This is a genomic window from Arthrobacter zhaoxinii (genome assembly GCF_025244925.1).
Classification (GTDB): domain Bacteria; phylum Actinomycetota; class Actinomycetes; order Actinomycetales; family Micrococcaceae; genus Arthrobacter_B; species Arthrobacter_B zhaoxinii.
Genome location: NZ_CP104275.1, coordinates 2,676,541 through 2,699,875, shown reverse-complemented (window position 1 = coordinate 2,699,875; position 23,335 = coordinate 2,676,541). Strand labels below are relative to the sequence as shown.

21 protein-coding genes are annotated in these 23,335 nt (G+C 66.6%); 20 read left to right on the top strand and 1 reads right to left on the bottom strand.

The annotated features are described in order from the left end of the window. The first annotated feature begins 44 nt into the window (after positions 1 to 44). The 7 genes from rpsK (at position 45) to glmM (ending at position 6,094) form a co-directional block, all read left to right on the top strand. Positions 45 to 446 carry a 30S ribosomal protein S11 gene (rpsK, locus tag N2K95_RS12530; protein WP_049829160.1) on the top strand — a complete coding sequence of 134 codons (402 nt, stop codon included), beginning with the start codon at positions 45 to 47 and terminating at the stop codon, positions 444 to 446. A 182-nt stretch (positions 447 to 628) separates the two neighbouring features. Further along, positions 629 to 1,639 (top strand): DNA-directed RNA polymerase subunit alpha, encoded by a 1,011-nt coding sequence (locus tag N2K95_RS12525; RefSeq protein WP_260651824.1) that lies wholly within the window; start codon positions 629 to 631, stop codon positions 1,637 to 1,639. 65 nt (positions 1,640 to 1,704) lie between these two features. Then, the gene (gene rplQ / locus N2K95_RS12520; RefSeq protein ID WP_260651823.1) at positions 1,705 to 2,247 is read left to right on the top strand and encodes a 50S ribosomal protein L17; all 543 of its coding nucleotides are present in this window, start codon (positions 1,705 to 1,707) and stop codon (positions 2,245 to 2,247) included. A 38-nt stretch (positions 2,248 to 2,285) separates the two neighbouring features. Further along, positions 2,286 to 3,215, top strand: coding sequence for a tRNA pseudouridine synthase A (locus N2K95_RS12515; RefSeq protein ID WP_260651822.1), 930 nt, complete (start codon positions 2,286 to 2,288; stop codon positions 3,213 to 3,215). A gap of 307 nt (positions 3,216 to 3,522) precedes the next feature. Then, on the top strand, positions 3,523 to 3,966 hold the full coding sequence (gene rplM, locus N2K95_RS12510) for a 50S ribosomal protein L13 (RefSeq protein WP_146361130.1): 444 nt from the start codon (positions 3,523 to 3,525) through the stop codon (positions 3,964 to 3,966). 39 nt (positions 3,967 to 4,005) lie between these two features. Continuing rightward, positions 4,006 to 4,503, top strand: coding sequence for a 30S ribosomal protein S9 (gene rpsI / locus N2K95_RS12505; RefSeq protein ID WP_255790477.1), 498 nt, complete (start codon positions 4,006 to 4,008; stop codon positions 4,501 to 4,503). Positions 4,504 to 4,723: 220 nt separating this feature from the next. After that, a complete protein-coding gene (glmM, locus tag N2K95_RS12500) occupies positions 4,724 to 6,094 on the top strand; it encodes a phosphoglucosamine mutase (RefSeq protein ID WP_260651821.1) in 1,371 nt (456 codons plus the stop codon). 23 nt (positions 6,095 to 6,117) lie between these two features. Here glmM and coaA read toward each other — a convergent pair whose 3' ends face one another. After that, positions 6,118 to 7,098: a type I pantothenate kinase gene (gene coaA, locus N2K95_RS12495; RefSeq protein ID WP_255790471.1), complete on the bottom strand. Its 981-nt coding sequence runs from the start codon at positions 7,096 to 7,098 to the stop codon at positions 6,118 to 6,120. Between the two features lie 122 nt (positions 7,099 to 7,220). On the opposite strand from coaA, the gene glmS reads away from it, so the two are divergent. The 13 genes from glmS to tsaD all read left to right on the top strand — a co-directional run bounded on the left by glmS (position 7,221) and on the right by tsaD (position 23,291). Further along, positions 7,221 to 9,107 (top strand): glutamine--fructose-6-phosphate transaminase (isomerizing), encoded by a 1,887-nt coding sequence (gene glmS, locus N2K95_RS12490; protein WP_260651820.1) that lies wholly within the window; start codon positions 7,221 to 7,223, stop codon positions 9,105 to 9,107. Between the two features lie 13 nt (positions 9,108 to 9,120). Next, a complete protein-coding gene (locus N2K95_RS12485) occupies positions 9,121 to 9,471 on the top strand; it encodes a holo-ACP synthase (protein WP_260651819.1) in 351 nt (116 codons plus the stop codon). Between the two features lie 10 nt (positions 9,472 to 9,481). Then, complete coding sequence (locus tag N2K95_RS12480; RefSeq protein WP_260651818.1) at positions 9,482 to 11,014, top strand: NAD(P)H-hydrate epimerase; 1,533 nt, start codon at positions 9,482 to 9,484, stop codon at positions 11,012 to 11,014. Between the two features lie 74 nt (positions 11,015 to 11,088). Beyond that, positions 11,089 to 13,269 carry a glycogen debranching protein GlgX gene (glgX, locus tag N2K95_RS12475; RefSeq protein WP_260651817.1) on the top strand — a complete coding sequence of 727 codons (2,181 nt, stop codon included), beginning with the start codon at positions 11,089 to 11,091 and terminating at the stop codon, positions 13,267 to 13,269. Further along, positions 13,266 to 15,596 (top strand): malto-oligosyltrehalose synthase, encoded by a 2,331-nt coding sequence (treY, locus tag N2K95_RS12470; RefSeq protein WP_260651816.1) that lies wholly within the window; start codon positions 13,266 to 13,268, stop codon positions 15,594 to 15,596. The genes glgX and treY overlap by 4 nt, the downstream gene beginning before the upstream one ends. Beyond that, on the top strand, positions 15,593 to 17,335 hold the full coding sequence (treZ, locus tag N2K95_RS12465; protein ID WP_260651815.1) for a malto-oligosyltrehalose trehalohydrolase: 1,743 nt from the start codon (positions 15,593 to 15,595) through the stop codon (positions 17,333 to 17,335). Before treY ends, treZ begins: the two co-directional genes overlap by 4 nt. A gap of 132 nt (positions 17,336 to 17,467) precedes the next feature. Beyond that, positions 17,468 to 18,514, top strand: coding sequence for an L-glyceraldehyde 3-phosphate reductase (gene mgrA, locus N2K95_RS12460; RefSeq protein ID WP_260651814.1), 1,047 nt, complete (start codon positions 17,468 to 17,470; stop codon positions 18,512 to 18,514). Continuing rightward, positions 18,515 to 19,039, top strand: a complete 525-nt coding sequence (locus N2K95_RS12455; protein ID WP_260651813.1) for a GNAT family N-acetyltransferase — start codon at positions 18,515 to 18,517, stop codon at positions 19,037 to 19,039. Continuing rightward, on the top strand, positions 19,036 to 20,316 hold the full coding sequence (gene alr / locus N2K95_RS12450; protein ID WP_260651812.1) for an alanine racemase: 1,281 nt from the start codon (positions 19,036 to 19,038) through the stop codon (positions 20,314 to 20,316). Before N2K95_RS12455 ends, alr begins: the two co-directional genes overlap by 4 nt. Beyond that, complete coding sequence (tsaE, locus tag N2K95_RS12445) at positions 20,313 to 20,891, top strand: tRNA (adenosine(37)-N6)-threonylcarbamoyltransferase complex ATPase subunit type 1 TsaE (protein WP_260651811.1); 579 nt, start codon at positions 20,313 to 20,315, stop codon at positions 20,889 to 20,891. Before alr ends, tsaE begins: the two co-directional genes overlap by 4 nt. A gap of 140 nt (positions 20,892 to 21,031) precedes the next feature. Then, positions 21,032 to 21,700 carry a tRNA (adenosine(37)-N6)-threonylcarbamoyltransferase complex dimerization subunit type 1 TsaB gene (tsaB, locus tag N2K95_RS12440; protein WP_260651810.1) on the top strand — a complete coding sequence of 223 codons (669 nt, stop codon included), beginning with the start codon at positions 21,032 to 21,034 and terminating at the stop codon, positions 21,698 to 21,700. A 29-nt stretch (positions 21,701 to 21,729) separates the two neighbouring features. Further along, positions 21,730 to 22,212 carry a ribosomal protein S18-alanine N-acetyltransferase gene (gene rimI, locus N2K95_RS12435; protein WP_260653802.1) on the top strand — a complete coding sequence of 161 codons (483 nt, stop codon included), beginning with the start codon at positions 21,730 to 21,732 and terminating at the stop codon, positions 22,210 to 22,212. Further along, positions 22,209 to 23,291: a tRNA (adenosine(37)-N6)-threonylcarbamoyltransferase complex transferase subunit TsaD gene (tsaD, locus tag N2K95_RS12430; protein WP_255790446.1), complete on the top strand. Its 1,083-nt coding sequence runs from the start codon at positions 22,209 to 22,211 to the stop codon at positions 23,289 to 23,291. Before rimI ends, tsaD begins: the two co-directional genes overlap by 4 nt. Positions 23,292 to 23,335: the final 44 nt, after the last annotated feature.

Here is a 23,335-nt window from a genome sequence, read left to right as displayed (position 1 = left end):
CCCGAATCCGGGCCACCTAAACCAAACTCTTTGTAGGAGAAGTAATGCCCCCCAAGACTCGTGGAGCGGTCCGCAAGCCGCGTCGCAAGGATAAGAAGAATATCGCGCTCGGCCAGGCGCATATCAAGAGCACCTTTAACAACACCATCGTGTCCATCACGGACCCGTCCGGTGCTGTTATCTCATGGGCTTCCGCCGGTGAGGTTGGCTTCAAGGGCTCCCGTAAGTCCACCCCGTTCGCTGCTCAGATGGCTGCTGAAGCTGCCGCAAAGCGCGCACAGGAGCACGGCGTCCGCAAGGTCGACGTCTTCGTGAAGGGTCCGGGCTCCGGTCGCGAGACCGCAATCCGTTCGCTCCAGGCCACCGGCCTGGAGGTTGGCTCCATTCAGGACGTCACGCCGAGCGCACACAACGGTTGCCGTCCCCCGAAGCGCCGCCGCGTATAAGCAGCACTGCGGTTCCGGTTCCCCCGGCGGGCAGTCCACTTTCTCTAAGTGGCCTGCCCGCCGGCGGGCGCCGGTCCCGGGCTGGCTGTAAGCCGTCCAAGACGCCCGCGGAAGACCCGTCGTCGTCGTTTCCACCATTTGTGTTGCGTCATATAGCGGATGCTCGCTGAAAGGAAATGCAAGTGCTCATTGCACAGCGCCCCACCCTCACTGAAGAAGTCGTAGCCGACAACCGCTCACGGTTCATCATTGAACCCCTGGAGCCCGGTTTTGGTTACACCCTTGGTAACTCCCTCCGTCGTACCCTGCTGTCCTCCATTCCCGGTGCCGCTGTAACCAGCATCCGCATCGAGGGCGTGCTGCACGAGTTCACGACGGTTCCCGGCGTCAAGGAAGATGTCACTGAGATCATCCTGAACGTCAAGAACCTCTCGGTTTCCTCCGAGCACGACGAGCCCGTTGTGGCATACCTGCGCAAGCAGGGCCCCGGCGTGGTTACGGCTGCGGACATCGCTCCGCCGGCCGGCGTGGAGTTCCACAACCCCGACCTGCACATCGCCACGCTGAACTCGAAGGGCAGGTTCGAACTCGAACTGACCATCGAGCGCGGCCGCGGCTACGTGTCGGCCAGCCAGAACAAGTCCGGTGACCAGGAGATCGGCCGCATCCCGGTCGACTCCATCTACTCGCCGGTCCTGAAGGTGACCTTCCGCGTGGAGGCCACCCGCGTTGAGCAGCGCACCGACTTCGATCGTCTGATCGTTGACGTTGAGACCAAGGATGCCATTGCACCGCGCGACGCCGTCGCCTCTGCCGGTACCACCCTGGTTGAACTGTTCGGCCTGGCACGTGAACTCAACACCGCCGCTGAAGGTATCGAAATCGGTCCGAGCCCCACGGATGCCGCACTGGCAGCCGACATGGCCCTGCCGATCGAAGACCTCGAGCTGACCGTGCGTTCGTACAACTGCCTCAAGCGCGAAGGCATCCACACCGTGGGTGAACTCGTAGCCCGCTCCGAGGCTGACCTGATGGACATCCGCAACTTCGGCGCGAAGTCCATCGACGAGGTGAAGGCAAAGCTGGTTGAACTGGGTCTGTCCCTGAAGGATTCCCCTCCCGGGTTCGACCTGGCCGCCCGTGCCGCAGCTATTGAAGAGGACGAGTCCGAATACTCGGACGACGAGCTCTAACTGAAGCAAATTCTTGCCGTTCGGGCCTTTGAGCACCGCGCGGCACCGTTTGAGGAGAAAAAGTAATGCCTACACCCACCAAGGGTAAGCGCCTCGGAGGCAGCCCGGCACACCAGCGCCTGATGCTGGCCAACCTTGCCGCGCAGCTGTTCGAGCACAAGCAGATCACCACCACGGTGACCAAGGCCAAGCGTCTGCGTCCCTACGCAGAGCGCCTGATCACGTTCGCAAAGCGCGGGGACCTGTCCTCACGCCGCCGCGTCCTGGCCCTGATCTCCGACAAGGGCATCGTCCACGAGCTCTTCACCGACATTGCTCCGGCAGTCGAGAAGCGCGACGGCGGCTACACCCGTATCACCAAGATCGGCAACCGCAAGGGCGACAACGCTCCCATGGCTGTCATCGAGCTGGTCCTGGAACCGCTTTCTGCCAAGCAGTCGGTAGTGGCTGAAGCCAGCACCGCAGCAGCCGCTGCTGCTCCGGCTCCGGTCGAGTCCGCTGAGTCTGCCGACTCCGCTGATTCCGCCGAATCCGCTGATTCCGCTGAGTCTGCCGACTCCGCTGAAGAGGCACCCGAAGCAGTCGTAGAGACCGAAGAGAAGAAGTAATTCTTCGCTGACGTCCCGGTGCCCTTAATATGGGTGCTATGACTACTGAAAGGCCCGCCGTCCCCGAAATGGATGGCGGGCCTTTCCGCGTCCGGATGGACCTTGCGTATGACGGGGCTTCCTTCTCCGGATGGGCGGCCCAGCCCGGCCTGCGGACCGTCCAGGGCCTCGTGGAGGACGCACTGGCTGTCCTGCTGCGCAGGCCGGTCCGCATCACCGTCGCGGGACGGACCGACGCCGGCGTCCACGCCCGCGGGCAGGTGGTCCATTTCGACCTCACCGCCGCGGAATGGCACGAACTGGCCCGGGGCCGGGACCTGGACCCGGGCGTCTCGCTGCGGCGCAGGCTGCACGGGGTGATCAACAAGGAGCTGACCATGGCGGCCCGGGAGGCCGGCCTCCAGCGGCGCGCCATAGACGCCTTGGGCGGCGCTGTGGAGGTGTTGTCAGCGGTGCCGGCCCCCGCAGGCTTCGACGCCCGCTTCTCCGCCCTCTGGCGGCGCTACAGCTACCGCATCTGCGACCTGCCCGAGACCCGGGACCCGCTGTCCCGGCACACCACTCTGTGGTTCAAGGCGCCCCTGGATACCGCGCTCATGAACGAAGCAGCGGCCGGGGTGCTGGGCGTCCGGGATTTTCTCTCCTACTGCAAGCCCCGCAACGGTTCCACCACCATCCGCGAACTGCAGGAGTTTCACTTCCGGCGCGGTGCCGACGGCGTGATCACCACGCACATCCAGGCCGACGCGTTCTGCCACAATATGGTCCGTTCGCTGGTGGGCGGTTCGCTGCTGGTCGGGTTGGGGGAGCGGCGCCCCCAGTGGCTGGCGGACCGCCTTGCTGCCAGGATCCGGGACTCGAAATCGCTGCTGGCCCCACCCCACCCGCTGGTGCTGGAAGAGGTCCGCTACCCGGCGGCAGCGGAGCTGGCCGGCCGGGCGGAACTCACCCGCGCACACCGCAAATAGCGCATCCACGGGGTGGGGTCGTAAAATGGGGGCAAATCCCATATCCGGGCGCCTCGGCAGCTTTTGACCAGACTACGTAAGCAGGCTATTGTTTATAGTCGTTGTGCGTGTCCTACCTCGATAGGCCTATGCCCACGGGAGCGGCTCAGTTGCAGAGCCACCTGGCCCCGGGGAAATAGCCGAGATATCAGGACCACTGGTTAATTCAGTCCTCACCTGACCATCCGGTAACGCATAGAGAAGCTGCACTGTCCATGGCATCCATGGGCGGCGCGCCACCTAAGAAGAAGAAACGAAGGCAAACACCGTGCGTACGTACACCCCGAAGCCCGGCGACATCAACCGCCAGTGGCACGTCATTGACGCCACCGACGTTGTCCTAGGCCGTCTTGCCAGCCAGACCGCAACACTGCTGCGCGGAAAGCACAAGCCGACCTTTGCTCCCCACATGGACATGGGCGATTTCGTCATCATCATCAACGCTGAGAAGGTTGCCCTGACCGGCGCCAAGCTCGAACAGAAGCGTGCCTACCGCCACTCGGGTTACCCGGGCGGTCTGTCCTCCGTCAACTACGCCGAACTGCTGGAAAAGAACCCGGTACGTGCAGTTGAGAAGGCCATCCGCGGCATGCTGCCCAAGAACTCCCTGGCTGCTGACCAGATCAGCAAGCTGAAGGTCTACCGCGGTGCAGAGCACCCGCACGCCGCACAGCAGCCGAAGACCTTCGAAATCACCCAGGTCGCCCAGTAGTTCTGGCCCGCCAACTAAGAAATTAATTCAAGGAGAATCGTGGCTCAGAACACTGAAGAGCTGAATGAAAACACCGAGGAGCTTTCGAGCTACACCTCGGAATCCTCTGACTCGGTTCAGGCCGACGTCAAGGAACGCCCCGCCCTGACTGTCCCCGGCTCTGCCGTTGGACGCCGCAAGCAGGCTATTGCCCGCGTGCGTCTGGTGCCGGGCACCGGCAAGTGGATCGTCAACGACCGCGAGCTCGAGGATTACTTCCCGAACAAGCTGCACCAGCAGGAAGTCAACGAGCCGTTCAAGCTTCTTGAGCTCGAAGGCGCTTACGACGTCATCGCCCGCATCCACGGCGGCGGCCCCTCCGGCCAGGCCGGCGCGCTGCGTCTGGGCGTTGCCCGCTCGCTGAACGAGATCGACCGCGAGAACAACCGCCCCGCCCTGAAGAAGGCAGGCTTCCTGACTCGTGACGCCCGCGTCATCGAGCGTAAGAAGGCCGGTCTTAAGAAGGCTCGCAAGGCACCTCAGTACTCCAAGCGCTAATTCAGGCTTCACCAAAAGGCAGTCGCTACGGCGGCTGCCTTTTGGCGTTAAGGCACCGGCCCGGGCGTTGGGTTGACCACACTTGCTCTGGATATTTTGCCGCCCGCTCTGTACTTTGGGTTTTCACGTTTCGGAGACAGGGGTGAACCGGTGGCAGAATGGGCCAGTAAGTTGCCCTGAATGGCTCCCGATGTGGCTATAACCTGCTTGAGGATACGTAATGACTAGATTGTTTGGAACGGACGGCGTCCGTGGGCTGGCCAACGGGCTAATCACCGCCGAAGTTGCCCTCGGACTCGCCCAGGCCGCCGCGGTGGTGCTCGGCCACCGCCGCGTGGAAGCGGGCCGTCGTCCGGTCGCCGTGGTTGCACGGGACCCCCGCATCAGCGGCGACTTTATTTCCGCCGCCATGGAGGCCGGACTGGCCAGTTCCGGCATCGACGTCTACGACGCCGGTGTCCTGCCCACCCCGGCTGCTGCGTACCTGGTCGCTGACCTCGGGGCCGACTTCGGCGTCGTTATCTCCGCTTCCCACAACGCCGCCCCCGACAACGGCATCAAGTTCCTGGCCCGCGGCGGCCAGAAGCTGGATGACGCCGTCGAGGACGCCATCGAAGCCGAGATGGCACGCCCCAGCATGCGCCCCACCGGAGCCGACGTGGGACGGATCCACCGCTTCGCGGACGCCGAGGACCGATACGTGGTCCACCTGCTGCAGACCCTCCCCAACCGGATCGAGGGCCTGAAAGTGGTCCTGGACTGCGCCCACGGAGCAGCCAGCGGCTGCTCGCCCCAGGTCTTCGCCGACGCCGGCGCCGAGGTTATCGTCATCGGTGCAGAGCCGGACGGCATCAACATCAACGACGGCTACGGATCCACCCACCTTGAGCAGCTGCAGGCCGCGGTCGTCGCGCACGGTGCCGATCTGGGCATCGCCCACGACGGCGACGCCGACCGCTGCCTTGCCGTGGACCACGAGGGCGCGGTGGTGGACGGCGACCAGATCATGGCGATCATGGCCGTGGCCATGAAGGAATCCGGCAAGCTCAAGGACAACGCCCTGGTGGCCACGGTCATGAGCAACCTCGGACTGAAGCTCGCCCTGCGCGATGCAGGCATCCAGGTCATTGAAACAGGGGTGGGGGACCGCTACGTGCTCGAAGGAATGCGCAGCGGCGGCTACAGCCTCGGCGGGGAACAGTCAGGCCACGTCATCTTCTCCGAGTACGCGACCACCGGCGACGGCGTCCTCACCGGCCTGCAGCTGGCGGCACGGGTGGCGCGGACCGGGCAGACCCTGAAGCAGCTTGCCGGAGTCATGCAGAAGCTTCCGCAGGTACTGATCAACGTCAAGGGTGTCGACAAGTCCGCCGTGGAGACCAACGAGCCGGTGCGGCTCGCGGTCGAGCAGGCAGGTTTGGCGCTGGGCGAAACCGGACGGGTGCTGCTGCGCCCGTCGGGTACGGAACCGGTGGTCCGGGTCATGGTCGAGGCAGCCGACATGGAAACCGCCGCAGACACCGCCCGCCGTCTCGCCGAAACCGTCGAAATCAACCTGGCCCTCAACGCCGGCGCAGGCGCCGCGGTCTAACCGGACACGGTCCGGCCCCCGGCTCAGGTCTTGCGCAGGAGCATCCGCCTCACCGAGTGGTCCGCGTCCTTGGTCAGCACCAGCTGGGCGCGGCCCCTCGTGGGCAGGACATTGGTGATGAGGTTCGGCTCATTGATCCGCTTCCAGATGTCCAGGGCCGTGGCCCTCGCCTCGTCGTCCGTCAGGTCCGCGTAGCGGTGGAAGTACGACGCCGGGTCGGCGAAGGCCCCGGTGCGCAGCGACTGGAAACGCTGGACATACCATTCCTCGATGTATGAGGTGCGGGCGTCCACGTAAATGGAGAAGTCGAAGAAATCGCTCAGCGCGAGGCCGGCACGGCCGTCGGCGCGGGTCCGGGCCGGGGCAAGGACGTTCAGCCCTTCGACAATCAGCACGTCAGGACGGCGGACCACCACTTCCTCGCCCGGGACAATGTCATACGTCAGGTGGGAATACTTCGGCGCCCGGACTTCTTCGGCCCCGCTCTTGACCTCGCTGACAAAGCGCAGCAGCCGGCGCCGGTCATAGGATTCAGGGAAGCCCTTGCGCTGCATCAGCCCGCGGCGCTCAAGCTCCGCGTTGGGGTACAGGAAACCGTCGGTGGTAATAAGTTCGACGTTGGGTGTCTCCGGCCAGCGGCGCAGCATCTCGCGCAGCACCCGGGCGGTGGTGGATTTTCCCACTGCCACGGATCCGGCCACTCCGATCACGAACGGGGTGCGGGTGGTCTTCTCGCCCAGGAACGTGGTGGTGGCGCTGTGCAGGCGGCCGGCGGCAGCCACGTACAGGTTCAGCAGCCGCGAGAGCGGGAGGTAGACCTCCCTGATCTCATCGAGGTTCAGCTGCTCGCCGAGGCCGCGCAGCCGCAGGATGTCATCCTGGTTGAGCGGGGAACGGATCTCGTGTGACAGCCGCGACCAGGTCTTGCGGTCCAGTTCGACGAAGGGAGTGAAACTGCTTTCGGGCGGCTGGGCCGCGGAGGACTTGACATGGCGTTCGGTCACCTTAGGAATTCTGCCCTGAACAGCAGGCAAACCCAAACGGCCGGAACTGCTGCAGGCCCCCGTAACCGGCCGGAGATGGCAAGCTTTCGGCATCCCGTCCGCAGGCCGGTACTCTTAGTGCTATGTGTGGAATTATTGGATATGCAGGCCGTCCGGACGCCGTCCCAGGTATTGGCGCAGGCGGGCACGGAGCCCTCGACGTAGTGATGGAAGGCCTTCGGCGGCTGGAATACCGGGGCTACGACTCGGCCGGTGTCGCCGTCCTCACGCCCCTCGGCATTGAATACCGCAAGAAGTCCGGCAAGCTGGCCAACCTGGTGGCCGAACTGGAATCGGCACCGCTGACCCCGGCCACCACCGGCATCGGCCACACCCGGTGGGCCACGCACGGCGGCCCCACCGACGAAAACGCCCACCCGCACCTGGCGGACAACGGCCGCCTGGCCGTGATCCACAACGGCATCATCGAGAACTTCGCCGAGCTCAAGGCGGAACTGCTGGACGCCGGCACGGTCTTTGTCTCCGAAACCGACACCGAGGTGGCCGCAGCGCTGCTGGCCTCCGTTTACCGCGGCGAAGGCGACGCGGATCTGGCAAAGTCCATGCAGCTCGCCTGCCAGCAGCTCGAGGGTGCGTTCACCCTGCTGGCCGTGCATACCGACTCTCCCGGCACCGTGGTTGCCGCCCGCCGCAACTCCCCGCTCGTCGTCGGGCTGGGCGACGGCGAGAACTTCCTGGGCTCGGATGTCTCGGGCTTCATCGACTTCACCCGCCGCGCCGTCGAACTGGGGCAGGACCAGGTAGTCACCATCACCCCTGACTCCGTCCTGATCACCGACTTCTTCGGCGAAGAAGCCGCCGGCACCGAGTTCTATGTGAACTGGGATGCCGCGGCAGCCGAAAAGGGCGGCTACGACTCCTTCATGGAGAAGGAAATCAACGACCAGCCGCAGGCAGTGGGTGACACCCTGCTGGGGCGGTCCGACATTGACGGACGGCTCACCCTCGACGAGCTGCGCGTCAGCCCCGAAGAGCTCAAGAACGTCAACAAGATCATGGTGCTGGCCTGCGGTACCTCTGCCTACGCGGGACAGGTAGCCAAGTACGCCATCGAGCACTGGTGCCGGCTGCCGGTCGAGGTGGAGCTCAGCCACGAGTTCCGTTACCGGGATCCGATCGTCGACTCGAACACGCTGGTCGTGGCGATCTCCCAGTCCGGAGAAACCATGGACACGCTGATGGCGGTCCGTTACGCCAAGGAGCAGGGCGCGAAGATCCTCGCGATCTGCAACACCAACGGTTCCACCATTCCGCGCGAATCGGATGCCGTCCTGTACACGCACGCCGGACCGGAAATCGCCGTCGCCTCCACCAAGGCGTTCCTGGCGCAGATCACTGCCGCCTACCTGCTTGGCCTGTACCTGGCGCAGATCCGCGGCAACAAGTTCCAGGGCGAGATCAAGGACATTCTTGCGGATCTGGGGAAGGTGCCGGAGAAGATCCAGCAGGTGCTGGACAATTCCGGCCAGATCAGGGAACTGGCGCAGCTGATGAAGGACACCAAGTCGGTGCTGTTCCTCGGCCGCCACGTCGGCTTCCCGGTGGCCATGGAAGGCGCCCTGAAGCTGAAGGAACTCGCCTACATCCACGCCGAGGGATTCGCCGCCGGCGAGCTCAAGCACGGCCCGATCGCACTGATCGAGGAAGGCCAGCCCGTGTTCGTGGTGGTCCCCTCACCGCGCGGCCGGGATTCGCTGCACGCCAAGGTGGTCTCCAACATCCAGGAAATCCGTGCCCGCGGCGCCAAGACGATCGTGATCGCAGAAGAGGGCGACGACGCCGTCAAGGCCTACGCCGAGCACATCTTCTACGTGCCGGAAACCCCGACTTTGCTGGCCCCGCTGCTCACCACGGTGCCGCTGCAGATCTTCGCCTGCGAACTGGCCACGGCCAAGGGTTTCGACGTGGACCAGCCGCGTAACCTCGCCAAGTCCGTCACAGTGGAATAAGGAGCGGGATTCGGTGATTATCGGAATCGGCGTCGATGTAGTGGATGTACCGCGGTTCGGCCGTCAGCTGGAACGCACCCCCGGGCTGCGCGCCCGGCTGTTCGCTCCGGCGGAACGTGAGCTGAACCTGCGTTCCCTCGCAGCACGGTTCGCGGCGAAGGAAGCCGTCGCCAAGGCCCTGGGCGCACCGGCCGGCATGAACTGGCAGCACTGCCAGGTTGTGCTGGATCCCGCCGGGGCCCCGATGCTGCAGATCGACGGAACAGTGGCCGCCGTGGCGGAGGGCAAGGGTGTGCAGACCTGGCACCTGTCGCTCAGCCACGATGGCGACATGGCTACTGCAATGGTCATCGCCGAAGGCTAGGACGAAGCGCATGATTCGTGCGTATACCGGTACCGCGGTCCGCAGGTCCGAAGCCCCGCTGCTGGCCGCAGGCCGGGGCGGGGAACTGATGCAGCGTGCAGCCTACGGGCTGTACGCCGCCGCTGCCGCCTCACTGACGGCCCGCCGAGGCCGGATCTACGGTTCGAGCGTCACCGTGCTTGCCGGCAGCGGCAACAACGGCGGCGATGCGCTGTACGCGGCCGCCCGGCTTGCCCGGCGCGGAGCGGCGGCGACGGCGGTGCTTACGTCTGCCGCAGCCCACCCCGAAGCGCTGGCGGCCTTCCGGGCACAGGGCGGAAAGACCCTCGCCCTTACCGAGTCCAACGCCGCAGCGGTTTCCGGCGCCGCGCTGGCCGCCGACGCCGTGCTCGACGGCGTCCTGGGCACCGGCGGCAGCGGCGGGCTCCGCGGACCCGCCCGGATACTCGCGGAGGCACTGAACACGGCCCGGCTGCAGGGAAAGGCCCCGCTGGTCGTGGCCTGCGACCTGCCCAGCGGAGTTGATGCCGATTCCGGCCGGGTGGCGGGAACCTGCCTGCAGGCGGACCTCACAGTCACCTTCGGCGCCGTCAAGACGGGACTGCTGGCCGGGCCCGGCGCGGCAGCGGCCGGGGAAATCCGGTGCATCGACATCGGGCTCGGCCCGCACCTCGGAACCCCGGACGCCTACCGGCTGCAGGCCGAAGACCTGGCCGGGCTCCTGCCGGTTCCCACCCCCGCGGACCAGAAATACAGCCGCGGCGTCCTCGGTGTAGCCGCCGGCTCGGAGACCTACCCCGGAGCAGCGCTGATGGCCGCGGGAGCAGCCCTCGCCACCGGCGTCGGCATGCTCCGCTACCTGGGACCCGCGACGGTGGCCCGGCTAATCAACCTGGCGCACCCGGAAGCGGTCTGCAGTTCGGACGCGGTCGCGGACATCCACGTCCAGGCCTGGGTCGCCGGACCCGGCGCCGGCAAGGACGAAGACCAGCGCCGCCGGGCCCGGGACGCCATGGCCTCGGGGCTGCCGGCCGTGATCGACGCCGACGCGATCGGCGTCGTGGCACCCGGCCTGCACCCGGCCGTCATCCTGACCCCGCATGCCGGTGAACTCACTGCGCTGCTGCGGTCCCTGGGCGAGGACGCCGACCGCGCGGAGATCGAAGCCGATCCGATCCGTTACGCCCGCCTGGCGGCCGCACGCACCGGTGCCACCGTCCTGCTCAAGGGGTGGGCCACGCTGGCCGCCGCTCCCACCGGCGAACTGTACAGCCAGGCCGAGGCCACGCCGTGGCTTGCGACGGCGGGGAGCGGCGACACGCTCTCCGGCATCCTGGGCGCGCTGCTGGCCACCGACCGGACGCCGGACTCCGAACGGGGACCGGGCCACTACGCCCGCCTGGCGGCAGCTGCAGCCCACCTGCACGGCCGGGCCGGAACGCTGGCAGCCGCCGACGGTCCGGTTCAGCCGTCACTGCTGGAGCCCCGGATCCGGGCGATTGTTGCGAATCTCACCAAGCAGTCGCACCGCAAATTCAAGTAAGCTCCAACTCTGGGGTAAAAAAGTAAGTAGACATATCAATTACGTGTTGTCAGGGAACTAGTCAGGAGCACTACATGGAAGTTTGGCCGGGAGATGCCTATCCGCTGGGCGCAACCTACGACGGAAACGGCACCAACTTCGCGCTTTACAGCGAGGTGGCAGATTCCGTAATCCTGTGCCTGTTCGATGAGGACGGCACCGAGCACCAGGTCCGCCTGACTGAGGTCGACGGGTATGTCTGGCACTGCTACCTGCCGCAGGTCATGCCGGGGCAGAAGTACGGTTACCGCGTGGACGGGCCGAACGATCCGGAGAACGGCAACCGGTGCAACCCGAACAAGCTGCTGCTGGACCCCTACGCCAAGGCCGTTGCCGGCGAGATCGACTGGGACCAGGCGCTGTTCGGCTACAACTTCGGCGACGAACACTCGCGCAATGACGAGGACTCCGCCCCGCACATGATGATGGGCGTCGTCATCAACCCGTTCTTCGACTGGGACGGGGACCGGAAGCCGAAGATCCCGTACCACCAGACCGTGATCTACGAGGCGCACGTCAAGGGCCTCACGGAAACGCACCCCGACGTGCCCGAGGACCAGCGCGGCACCTATGCCGGCGTTGCCCATCCCTCCGTGATCGCACACCTGCAGAAGCTCGGGATCACCGCGATCGAACTGATGCCCGTGCACCAGTTCGTCAACGACTCCACCCTGCAGGAAAAGGGGCTGTCGAACTACTGGGGCTACAACACCATCGGCTTCTTCGCCCCGCACAACACCTACAGCGCCACCGGCGACCAGGGCCAGCAGGTCCAGGAGTTCAAGGCCATGGTCCGTGCGCTGCACCTGGCCGGCATCGAAGTCATCCTCGACGTGGTCTACAACCACACGGCCGAGGGCAACCACATGGGTCCCACGCTGTCCTTCCGTGGCATCGACAACGCGTCCTACTACCGGCTGGTGGAAGACGACAAGAAGTACTACATGGACTACACCGGTACCGGCAACTCCCTCAACGTGGGCAACCCGCACTCGCTGCAGCTGCTGATGGATTCGCTGCGTTACTGGGTCACCGAAATGCACGTCGACGGCTTCCGCTTTGACCTGGCCTCGACGCTGGCCCGCGAGTTCTACGACGTCGACCGCCTCTCCGCCTTCTTCGAACTGGTGCAGCAGGACCCGGTAGTTTCCCAGGTCAAGCTGATCGCCGAGCCGTGGGACGTTGGTCCCGGCGGCTACCAGGTGGGCAACTTCCCCCCGCAGTGGACCGAATGGAACGGCAAGTACCGGGACACCGTCCGCGATTTCTGGCGCGGAGAACCCTCCACACTGGGCGAGTTCGCTTCCCGTATCACGGGCTCCGCGGACCTCTACGAGTCCTCCGCACGCCGCCCCGTGGCGTCCATCAACTTCGTCACCGCCCACGACGGCTTCACGATGCATGACCTCGTGGCCTACAACGAAAAGCACAACGAGGCCAACGGCGAAGACAACAACGACGGCGAGTCCCACAACCGGTCCTGGAACTGCGGCGTTGAGGGCCCCACGGATGATCCCTCGGTCCTGTCGCTGCGCGCACGCCAGCAGCGCAACTTCATTGCCACCCTGCTCCTTTCGCAGGGCGTGCCGATGATCGCCCACGGCGATGAGCTGGGCCGGACGCAGCAGGGTAACAACAACACCTATGCGCAGGACTCCGAGCTGAGCTGGATCAACTGGGAGACCATGGATGCGCCGCTCCTGGAATTCACCGCAGCGGTCAACACCCTGCGCGCCGAACACCCCACGTTCCGCCGCCGCCGCTTCTTCGACGGACGACCGGTCCGGCGGGGCGAGGGCGAGGCACTGCCGGACATCGTCTGGCTGAACGAGGACGGCTCCACCATGTCCCCGGATGACTGGGACACCCCGGTCAGCCGTTCCCTGGGCGTGTTCCTGAACGGCCAGGGCATTTCCGGCAAGGACGCACGTGGACAGCGCATCACGGACCTGAACTTCCTGCTGTACTTCAACGCGCACGACGAAGCAGTGAAGATCACCCTTCCGGCCAAGGAATACGCCCCGATGTGGGACACGGTCATCGACACCGCCGGTGAATACGCGGACTCCGAGCCGGTTGCCGCTGACGCGCAGATGACCGTGGCTGCCAAGTCGATGGTGGTCCTGCGGGCACACGCTGAGGAAGAGGAGCACGACCACTCCGTGGCGGCGTCACTCGCTGCCATGGCAGCCCAGAACACAGAGGCTGCTGAATGAGGACACCGCTCTCCACGTACCGCCTCCAGATCCGTCCGTCCTTCACCCTGTTCGACGCCGCGGAGCTGGTGCCGTACCTGGCTGACCTGGGAGTGGACTGGGTCTACCTTTCACCCATCCTCACGGCGGAAGCGGGCTCGGATCACGGCTATGACGTCACCGACCCCTCAGCCGTCGACCCGACCCGCGGCGGAGCGGAGGGGCTGAAGGCCCTCTCCGACGCCGCCCACTCGGCGGGTCTCGGCGTGCTGGTGGATATTGTGCCCAACCACATGGGCATCGCCACCCCGTTCCGGAATCCGTGGTGGTGGTCCGTGCTGGCCGAAGGCCGCAGCTCCCGGTATGCCGAGGCCTTCGACATTGACTGGGACGCCGGGAACGGAAAGCTGCGGCTGCCCGTCCTGGGCGACGGCGACAACGAGCTCGAGCAGCTCAAGCTGGCGGGCAACGAACTGCACTACTACGACCACCGGTTCCCGGTGGCCGAAGGCACTGCCTCGGAAGGGGACAGCGCGCAGGACGTGCACGCCCGCCAGTCCTACGAACTGGTGAACTGGCGCCGCGCCGACAATGAGCTGAACTACCGCCGGTTCTTCGGGGTCAACACCCTGGCCGGTATCCGCGTGGAAGAGCCCTGGGTCTTTGACGAGGCACACGCCGAAATCAAGCGCTGGTTCGACGAAGGCCTCGTGGACGGCCTGCGCATCGACCATCCGGACGGTCTTGCCGATCCCAAGGGCTACCTGGCACGGCTGCGCGAGATCACCGGCGGTGCCTACATCCTCGTCGAAAAGATCCTGGAACCGGGCGAAAAGCTCGCCGCGGACTGGGAAACCGAAGGCACCACCGGCTACGACGCGCTGGCCGACATTGACCGGTTGTTCGTGGACCCGGCGGGCAGTGACACGCTGACCGCACTGGTGCCGATGGAACCGTACGCACAGATGATCCACGGCACCAAGCGGGTCATCGCAGACAACCTGCTGCACTCCGAGGTGCAGCGCCTCGTGCGCCTGCTCCCGGCGGACAGCGGGCTGGACCCGGAAACGGCTGCAGATGCGCTCGCGGAGCTGCTGGCCTGCTTCCCGGTCTACCGCAGCTACCTGCCCGAAGGCGCCGGGTACCTGACCGACGCCGTGATTGCGGCCAAGGTCCACCGGCCGGATCTCGCGGCCGCGCTGGATCGCCTGCATGGGCTGCTGAACCCGCTGGCGGACGGAGAAACCGAGGTTTCCCTTTCCCGCCTGGGCGAGCTCGCAGTCCGCTTCCAGCAGACCTCCGGCATGGTGATGGCCAAGGGCGTCGAGGACACGGCGTTCTACCGTTACTCCCGCCTGACGTCCCTGAACGAGGTGGGCGCCGACCCGGCGCACTTCTCGGTGGCGCCGTTTGACATGCACACGCGCCTGATCCGCCGGCAGCTGGAACAGCCGGCAGCCATGACGGCCCTGACCACGCATGACACCAAGCGCAGCGAGGACACCCGCGCCCGGATCTCCGTACTCGCGGAAATCCCGGGGGAGTGGAGCGAGGCGTTCACGCGCCTCGATGCCCTGGCTCCGATGAATGACGGGCCGATGGCGAACCTGCTCTGGCAGACCTTCGTCGGGGCCTGGCCGCTGAGCCGGGAACGTGCGCACGCCTACGCAGAGAAGGCCGCCCGAGAAGCCTCCAGCAGCACCACCTGGACGGCTCCCAACGCCGAATTCGAAGAGCGGATGCATGCAGCCATTGATGCGGCGTTCGACAACCCGGACGTTCGCGCGGTGATCACCGCACTGGTGGAACGGATCCGCGAAGCCGGGTACAGCAATTCACTGTCGGCCAAGCTCCTGCAGCTGACCATGCCCGGCGTACCCGACGTCTACCAGGGCACGGAATTCTGGGACCGCTCGCTCGTGGACCCGGACAACCGCCGCGAGGTGGACTTTGCCCGCCGCCGCGAGGTAGCGGCGTCGTTCGCCGACGCCGGTGCCCCCGCAGTGGACGAGGATGCGGCAGCGAAGCTGCTGGTCACCACCCGTGCGCTGCAGCTCAAGCACGGCCGGCCCGAGCTGTTCACGGGGTACGTTCCCGTAGCGGTGGAAGGATCCGCGGCTGAACACCTCTTCGGGTTTGACCGGGGCGGTGCGGTCACGCTGGTGACCCGTCTTCCGCTGGGGCTTGAGCGCGACGGCGGATGGCAGGACACCGCCGTCGTCCTGGCACCGGGCACCTACCGCGACGTGGTTACCGGGAAAACGCACGACAGCAGCGGCCGGGTGGCAGCTGCAGATCTGTTCAGCACCTATCCGGTGGCCCTGCTTGTTCGGGAGGACGGCAAATGAGGACCAACTTCGATGTGTGGGCTCCCAAGGCCGGCACCGTAACGCTGCTGGCCGACGGCCGGCACCTGTCGATGACCCGGGGCGAAAACGGCTGGTGGCACGTCCAGCACGCCGAACTCACCGAGGACATTGACTACGGCTACCTCATTGACGGCGCCGAGACCCCCGTGCCGGACCCCCGGTCCCGGCGGCAGCCCGAGGGTGTGCACGCACTTTCGCGCACCTTCGATCCCGATCTGTACCAGTGGCACGACTCCGATTGGGTCTCCCCGGGCCTCGACGGCAGCGCGATCTATGAAATGCACGTGGGCACCTTCACCCCCGAAGGAACCTTGGACGCAGCCATCGGCCGGCTGGACTACCTGGTGGACCTGGGGGTCCGCTTTGTCGAACTGCTGCCGGTCAACGCGTTCAACGGAACCCACAACTGGGGTTATGACGGTGTGCTCTGGTACGCCGTGCAGGAGACCTACGGCGGTCCCGAGGCCTACCAGCGCTTCGTGGACGCGGCCCACCAGGCGGGCCTCGGCGTCATCCAGGACGTGGTGTACAACCACCTGGGCCCCAGCGGCAACTACCTCCCGATGTTCGGCCCCTACCTCACCGAGGGCAAGTCGAACACCTGGGGGGACTCGGTCAACCTGGACGGCCCGCTCTCCGACGTCGTCCGCGAGTACATCGTGGACAACGTCCTGATGTGGTTCCGCGACTACCACGTGGATGGACTGCGGCTGGATGCGGTGCACGCCCTGCACGACGAACGGGCAGTGCACATCCTCGAAGAGATGGCCGCCGCGACGGACGAATGCGCCGAAGCCCTGGGCAAGCCGCTGTTCCTGGTCGCGGAGTCGGACCTGAACAACCCCCGGCTCATTACCCCGCGGAACGTCAACGGCTACGGCCTTGCGGGCCAGTGGTCCGATGACTTCCACCATGCCGCCCACACCAACCTCACCGGTGAAAACGGCGGCTACTACGAGGACTTCGACTCGGTTGGTGCGTTGGCGAAGGTCCTGCAGGAAGGGTTCTTCCACAACGGAACGTTCTCGACCTTCCGGGAACGCGGACACGGCCGTCCCCTGGACAAGGAGGTGGTGACCGCACGCCAGCTGGTCACCGCCATCCAGAACCACGACCAGATCGGCAACCGGGCCGCCGGTGACCGGCTGAGCGCGACCCTGGGGTACGAGCAGCTCGCCCTCGGTGCGGTGCTGAGCCTGGCCTCGCCGTTTACCCCCATGCTGTTTATGGGCGAGGAGTTCGGGGCGTCCACGCCCTGGCAGTTCTTCACGTCCCATCCGGAACCCGAGCTGGGCAAGGCCACGGCCGAGGGCCGCCTGAAGGAATTCGAGCGGATGGGCTGGGATCCGGCCACGGTTCCCAATCCGCAGGATCCGACGACCTTCACCAACTCGAAGCTGGACTGGTCCGAGGCGGAAGAGGGGGACCACGGGCGGCTGCTGGACCTGTACCGCAGGCTCCTGACGCTGCGCCGGGAAACCCCCGACCTGATGGATCCGGACCTGCGCAACGTCCGCGTGGACTATGACGAGGCGGGCGGCTGGCTGGTTCTGCAGCGCGGTTCCACGGCAGTGGCGCTGAACTTTGCCGACGCCCCGCGCGAGGTGCCGCTTCCGTTCGGCAGGCGGCCGGACGTGCTGCTCGAGACCGCTCCGGTGGAACTCGATGGCGATACCGTGCAGCTCCCCGCGTACGGTGCGGCGATTCTGGCCGGATAGCAAACCCCGGCCTGCCGCTGCAGCCGGCACCCGCAGGTAACTGCGGGTGCCGGCTGCAGCGGCTTAACCGGGCCCCGGAGCAGGAGAACGGCCCGGCGACGTGAGCCCGGCAACAGTGGCAGTATGGTGCCCATGACTTATGTTGCTGCAGACAACCGATACGAATCCATGCCCTACCGCCGCGTCGGACAGAGCGGACTCCAGCTGCCGGCGGTCTCGCTGGGGCTGTGGCACAACTTTGGTGATGACAAGCCCTTCGAAACCCAGCGGGCCATCCTGCGCCGCGCGTTCGATCTCGGTGTCACCCACTTCGATCTGGCCAACAACTACGGCCCGCCCTACGGCTCCGCCGAAACCAACTTCGGCCGGCACTTCCGGGACGACTTCGGTCCGTACCGCGACCAGCTGGTGATTTCCAGCAAGGCCGGATACGACATGTGGCCGGGCCCCTACGGAAACTGGGGATCCCGCAAGTACCTGCTTTCCTCCCTGGACCAGTCCCTGGAACGCATGGGCCTGGATTACGTGGACATTTTCTACAGCCACCGCCCGGATCCGGAGACCCCGCTGGAGGAAACCATGGGCGCCCTGGACACAGCCGTGCGCTCCGGCCGGGCGCTCTACGCGGGCATCTCCTCCTACTCGCCGGAAAAGACCATCGAGGCGGCCCGGATCCTGCGTGAAATGGGCACCCCGCTGCTCATCCACCAGCCGTCCTATTCCATGCTCAACCGCTGGGTGGAGGACGGGGAGCCGGATCTGTTCGCGGCACTGCAGGAAGTAGGCGCCGGATCGATTGCCTTCTCGCCGCTGGCCCAGGGCCTGCTCACCAACAAGTACCTCAACGGTGTGCCGGAAGACTCCCGCGCCGCCGCCGGCAAGTCACTGGACCAGTCCCAGCTTTCGGAGGAAAACCTGGAACGGGTCCGCGGGCTGAACAGCATTGCCGAATCCCGCGGCCAGAGCCTGGCCCAAATGGCCATCGCCTGGGTCCTGCGCACCCGGCCCGACGGCGCGTCCATCACGTCCGCCCTCATCGGCGCCTCCAGCGTGAAGCAGCTGGAGGACTCGCTGGCAGCAGTGAACAACCTGGAGTTCACCGCGGATGAACTGCGCCGGATCGACGAATACGCCGTCGACTCCAAGATCAACCTGTGGGCAGCAGCCCTCGAGGCGTAAATGGCCGCACTGACCATCCGGGAGGCCCGGCCGGCTGACTGGCCGGGCATCTGGAGCCTGATGGAACCCATCGTGCGTGCCGGGGAAACCTACTGCTGGGACACCGATACCACCGAGGAGCAGGCCCGGCAGCTGTGGCTGGAGCCTGCCCCTACGGTGGTGTTCGTGGCCGAGAAGGACGGAGCGGTGGCAGGCACCGCCCAGCTGCACCCCAACAGGTCCGGCAACGGCAGCCACGTAGCCAACGCGTCCTTTATGACCGCCGCCGAGTTCAGCGGACAGGGCATCGCCAGGGCATTGGCCGAACACGTCCTGGCCGAGGCTGCGCGCCGGGGCTACCGGTCCATGCAGTTCAATGCCGTGGTGGAAACCAACACACGGGCGGTGAAGCTCTGGCAGTCCCTGGGATTTTCCATCCTTGCCACGGTGCCCGGGGCCTTCCGGCATCCAACCGAGGGGTTCACCGGGCTGCACATCATGTACCGCACCCTGGAGGCTGGCAGGAGTGAAACAATAGGGTCGTGAACTACCCTGAATTCCCGGCGCCGGCCGAGCGTACTGCCGTTATCGACCTGGCTGCCATCCGGCATAATGTCCGCCATCTGTCCCATGTGGTCAGTCCCGCCCGCGTCATGGCAGTAGTCAAGGCCGATGCGTACGGGCACGGTGCGGTGGAGACCGCGCGGGCCGCGGTCTCCGCCGGGGCGGCCTGGCTCGGAGTCGCCCATATCAGCGAAGCGCTGGCGCTCCGGACCGCCGGCATCACCGAACCCGTACTCGCCTGGCTGCATACCCGTGAGGCGGAATTCGGTGAAGCCATCCGGGCCAACGTGGATCTGGGGGTTTCCGGCTGGGATCTGGAAGAGGTGGTCGCGGCCGCCCGGGAACTGGAAATGCCGGCCCGCGTACACCTGAAAATCGACACCGGACTGGGCCGCAACGGCTGCCCGGAAGACCTCTGGGAAGCCTTCGTCGGCAGGGCGCTGGCCTATCAGGAGGAAGGCCTCCTGCGGGTTGTGGGGATCTTCTCCCACTTTGCCGTAGCGGATGAACCACACCGTCCGGAAACCGATGAGCAGCTGCAGAAGTTCCGTGACGCTGTCGCCGTCGCCGAAGACGCAGGTGTGGACCGCGAGGTGCGGCATATCGCGAACACTCCCGGAGCCCTCTCCCGTCCCGATGCGCACTTTGACCTGGTCCGGATCGGACTGGGCATGTACGGGCTCTCGCCCTTTGCAGGACAGACCTCGGCGGAACTGGGCCTGCGGCCGGCCATGACGGTGAAGACCACCATTGCGGCCTGCAAGGAAGTACCTGCCGACCAGGGTGTTTCCTATGGCCTGCATTACCGGACCCAGGAGCCCACAACCCTGGCCCTCATCCCGCTGGGGTACGCCGACGGTATCCCGCGCGTCGCCACCGGCGGTCCCGTGCAGGTGGACGGGCAGGTGTATCCGGTGGTGGGACGCGTTGCCATGGACCAAATGGTGATTGACCTGCGCCGGACCGGTATCGCCGGTACCCCGGACTCGCTCGTGGGACGGGAAGCCGTCCTCTTCGGCGGAGAGGGCCAGCCAAGCGTTGATGAGTGGGCCTCCGCAGCCGGCAGCATCAACTACGAGATCATCAGCAGGATCGGCGGCCGCGTGCCGCGCACCTACATCGACAGCGAACCCCGCGGCGGGGCAGGGGACACCGAAGGGCTGCCCATTGCCCTGGAGGCGGCGCCGGAAAGTACTACGGCCCCGGAAGGCGCCACAGACCCGGAGACGCACGCGGCACAGGCGGTAGAGGCCCCGTGACGGGCACGGACACGCCAGTATGGGAAGCGGAATACCGCACGTCCGGCGCCGACGAAACCCAGGCGCTCGCCGAACGGCTCGGCCGTGTCCTGCGCCCGGGGGACCTGCTGTTGCTCACCGGTGAACTCGGCGCCGGCAAGACCACCTTCACCCAGGGGCTCGGCGCCGGACTCGGTGTGCGTCCGGGCATCATTTCGCCCACCTTCGTCCTGGTCCGCGAGCACCCGAACCTGGGCGACGGACCTGACCTCATCCACGTGGATGCCTACCGGCTGGGCTCCGAAGGCGAAGTCGACGACATTGACCTCGAGGCCTCCATGGACCGTTCCGTCACCGTGGTCGAATGGGGCCGGGGGCTGGTGGAGCACCTCTCCGACAGCCGGCTGGAAATCACCCTGATCCGTGCAGTCGGGGGCGGTCCGGGAACAGCCACCGGGACCGGCCCGCGTGACACCGGGACGGCCCCGTCCATGGACTTCTCCACTGACTTCTCCGCCGAAGACACTGACGAGGAACGCACCATCCGGCTGGCCGGCTTCGGACCGCGCTGGCAGCAGGCCCCGGACCTGGCCTGACGGACGCCGGGGTGCCGGACCCGGGTGGGCCGCTGGACCGGGGCGGGCTGACCGGGCTGACCGGGCTGACGGTACTGGGGGCTGTGGCGGCGGGGGTCGGGCGAAATCCGTCCCGCGGGCAGCGCCGTAGAATAGGAACCGTGCTGATTCTCTCCATTGATACCTCCGCCATAGCCAGTGCGGCACTGCTCAACGGGGAGTCAGAGGTCCTGGCGTCCTTCGCCAGCGAAGACACCCGTTCCCATGCCGAAGTCCTCGCCCCCGCCATCGCCGGCCTGCTGGCCGACGCCGGGGTTGCCGGACCGGACCTGGACGCCCTGGTTGTGGGGGTTGGACCCGGTCCCTTCACCGGGCTGCGCGCCGGGATCGCCACCGCGCGGACCCTGGCCTTCGCGTGGGACAAGCCGCTGCACGGAGTGATGAGCCTGGATGCCATTGCCGTGGACGCTGCCCTGGATGCGTGGCGCCACGGCATCGACGAGTTCGCCGTCGCCACCGATGCCCGCCGCAAAGAGGTCTACTGGGCTGCCTACCGCAGCACCGGCGGCACCCCCGAACTGCTGGACGGCCCGCACGTGACGGACCCCGCCGAAGTTCCCGCGCTCCCCGTCTACGGAGCAGGGGCCGGCTTGTACCCCGAAGCCCTGCACGCGGTGGAGGGTTTTGCCGATGCGCAGCCCACCGCCGCCGCACTGGGGCGCACCGCCGTCGTCCGCCTGGTGCGGGGACTGCCGCTGCTGCCCAGCACCCCGCTGTACCTGCGTGAGTCCGACGCCAAGGTTCCCGGCCCGCGGAAGCGCGCCCTGTGACCGCCCCCGGAACCGTGCGCATCCGGCGGATGGACGCCGAAGACATTCCCGCGGTCGATGCCCTGGAACGGCGGCTGTTCCCCGTCGACGCGTGGCCGCTGCAGATGTTCCACGACGAGCTGGCGCAGACGTCCACCCGCTCCTACTACGTGGCGGTGGACCCGGCCGGCACCGTCATCGGCTATGCCGGCCTGATGTGCGTGCTGCCGATCGCGGATGTCCAGACCATCGCCGTCGTCCCCGAAAGCGAAGGCGCAGGCATCGGCTCGCGGCTGCTCACCACCCTGGTGGACGAGGCGAAGCAGCGCGGCGCCGACGACGTACTCCTGGAAGTCCGGGACGACAACCCCCGCGCCCAGCGCCTGTACCGCTGGTTCGGCTTTGAACAGATCCACGTCCGGCCGCGCTATTACCGCGACGGCGCCTCCGCCCTGATCATGCGCCTGCCCCTGGCCGGGTGGTCCGGCGCGCCGACGGCCGGGACTGCCACAGAAACGAAGGACAGTAAATGAACCGCACCGACCCCCTGGTGCTCGGCATCGAATCCTCCTGCGACGAGACCGGGATCGGCATTGTCCGGGGGACCGACCTGCTGACCAACACGGTGTCCTCCTCCATGGACGAACACGTCCGGTTCGGGGGCGTCATCCCCGAGATCGCGTCCCGCGCGCACCTCGATGCGATGGTCCCGGCCCTGCAGGCGGCGCTGGCCGAAGCAGGAGTGACCCTGGCGGAGCTGGACGCGATTGCGGTGACCTCCGGCCCCGGCCTGTCCGGGGCACTGATGGTGGGGGTCAGCGCCGCCAAGGCCCTGGCCCTGGCCACCGGGAAGCCGCTCTATGCGATCAACCACCTGGTGGCCCACGTAGGCGTGGGCGTGCTCGACGGCGGCGAGCTGCCGGAGAACCTCGGTGCGCTGCTGGTCTCCGGCGGACATACCGAGATCCTGCGTGTGGCGGACCTGACTTCCGACGTGGAACTGCTCGGTTCCACCATCGACGACGCCGCGGGCGAGGCCTATGACAAGGTGGCCCGCATCCTCGGGCTGGGCTACCCCGGCGGTCCGGCCATCGACCGGCTGGCACGCGAGGGCAACCCCAAGGCCATCCGGTTCCCGCGCGGACTGACCCAGCCCAAATACATGGGCACCGCCGAAGCTCCGGGGCCGCACCGCTACGACTGGTCCTTCTCCGGCCTCAAGACCGCCGTGGCCCGCTGCGTGGAGCAGTACGAGGCGGCAGGCCAGGAGCTGCCCGTGGCGGACATTGCCGCGTCCTTCCAGGAAGCCGTGGTGGACGTGATTACGGCCAAGGCGGTACTGGCCTGCACCGAGCACGGAATTACCAACCTGCTCCTGGGCGGCGGAGTGGCCGCGAACTCCCGGCTGCGGGAGCTGACCGGTGAGCGCTGCGCCGCGGCGGGCATCACGCTCCGCGTGCCGCCGATCTCCCTGTGCACGGACAACGGCGCCATGGTCGCGGCGCTGGGCGCGCAGGTGGTTATGGCCGGCGGTGAACCTTCGGGGATCGGCTTCGGCACGGACCCGTCACTGCCGGTCACCAGCATCCACCTCGCTGCAGCCCCGGCCTAGCCCGGCCGCAATGCAGAAGGGCCCCGGCGATGGTTCGCCGGGGC

Bases quoted from the DNA above. Each gene is read 5' to 3' on its own strand.
- rpsK (WP_049829160.1), top strand. From the start codon at position 45: ATGCCCCCCAAGACTCGTGGAGCGGTCCGCAAGCCGCGTCGCAAGGAT.
- rplQ (WP_260651823.1), top strand. From the start codon at position 1,705: ATGCCTACACCCACCAAGGGTAAGCGCCTCGGAGGCAGCCCGGCACAC.
- N2K95_RS12515 (WP_260651822.1), top strand. From the start codon at position 2,286: ATGACTACTGAAAGGCCCGCCGTCCCCGAAATGGATGGCGGGCCTTTC.
- glmM (WP_260651821.1), top strand. From the start codon at position 4,724: ATGACTAGATTGTTTGGAACGGACGGCGTCCGTGGGCTGGCCAACGGG.
- glmS (WP_260651820.1), top strand. From the start codon at position 7,221: ATGTGTGGAATTATTGGATATGCAGGCCGTCCGGACGCCGTCCCAGGT.
- N2K95_RS12480 (WP_260651818.1), top strand. From the start codon at position 9,482: ATGATTCGTGCGTATACCGGTACCGCGGTCCGCAGGTCCGAAGCCCCG.
- glgX (WP_260651817.1), top strand. From the start codon at position 11,089: ATGGAAGTTTGGCCGGGAGATGCCTATCCGCTGGGCGCAACCTACGAC.
- treY (WP_260651816.1), top strand. From the start codon at position 13,266: ATGAGGACACCGCTCTCCACGTACCGCCTCCAGATCCGTCCGTCCTTC.
- treZ (WP_260651815.1), top strand. From the start codon at position 15,593: ATGAGGACCAACTTCGATGTGTGGGCTCCCAAGGCCGGCACCGTAACG.
- mgrA (WP_260651814.1), top strand. From the start codon at position 17,468: ATGACTTATGTTGCTGCAGACAACCGATACGAATCCATGCCCTACCGC.
- N2K95_RS12455 (WP_260651813.1), top strand. From the start codon at position 18,515: ATGGCCGCACTGACCATCCGGGAGGCCCGGCCGGCTGACTGGCCGGGC.
- rimI (WP_260653802.1), top strand. From the start codon at position 21,730: ATGGACGCCGAAGACATTCCCGCGGTCGATGCCCTGGAACGGCGGCTG.
- tsaD (WP_255790446.1), top strand. From the start codon at position 22,209: ATGAACCGCACCGACCCCCTGGTGCTCGGCATCGAATCCTCCTGCGAC.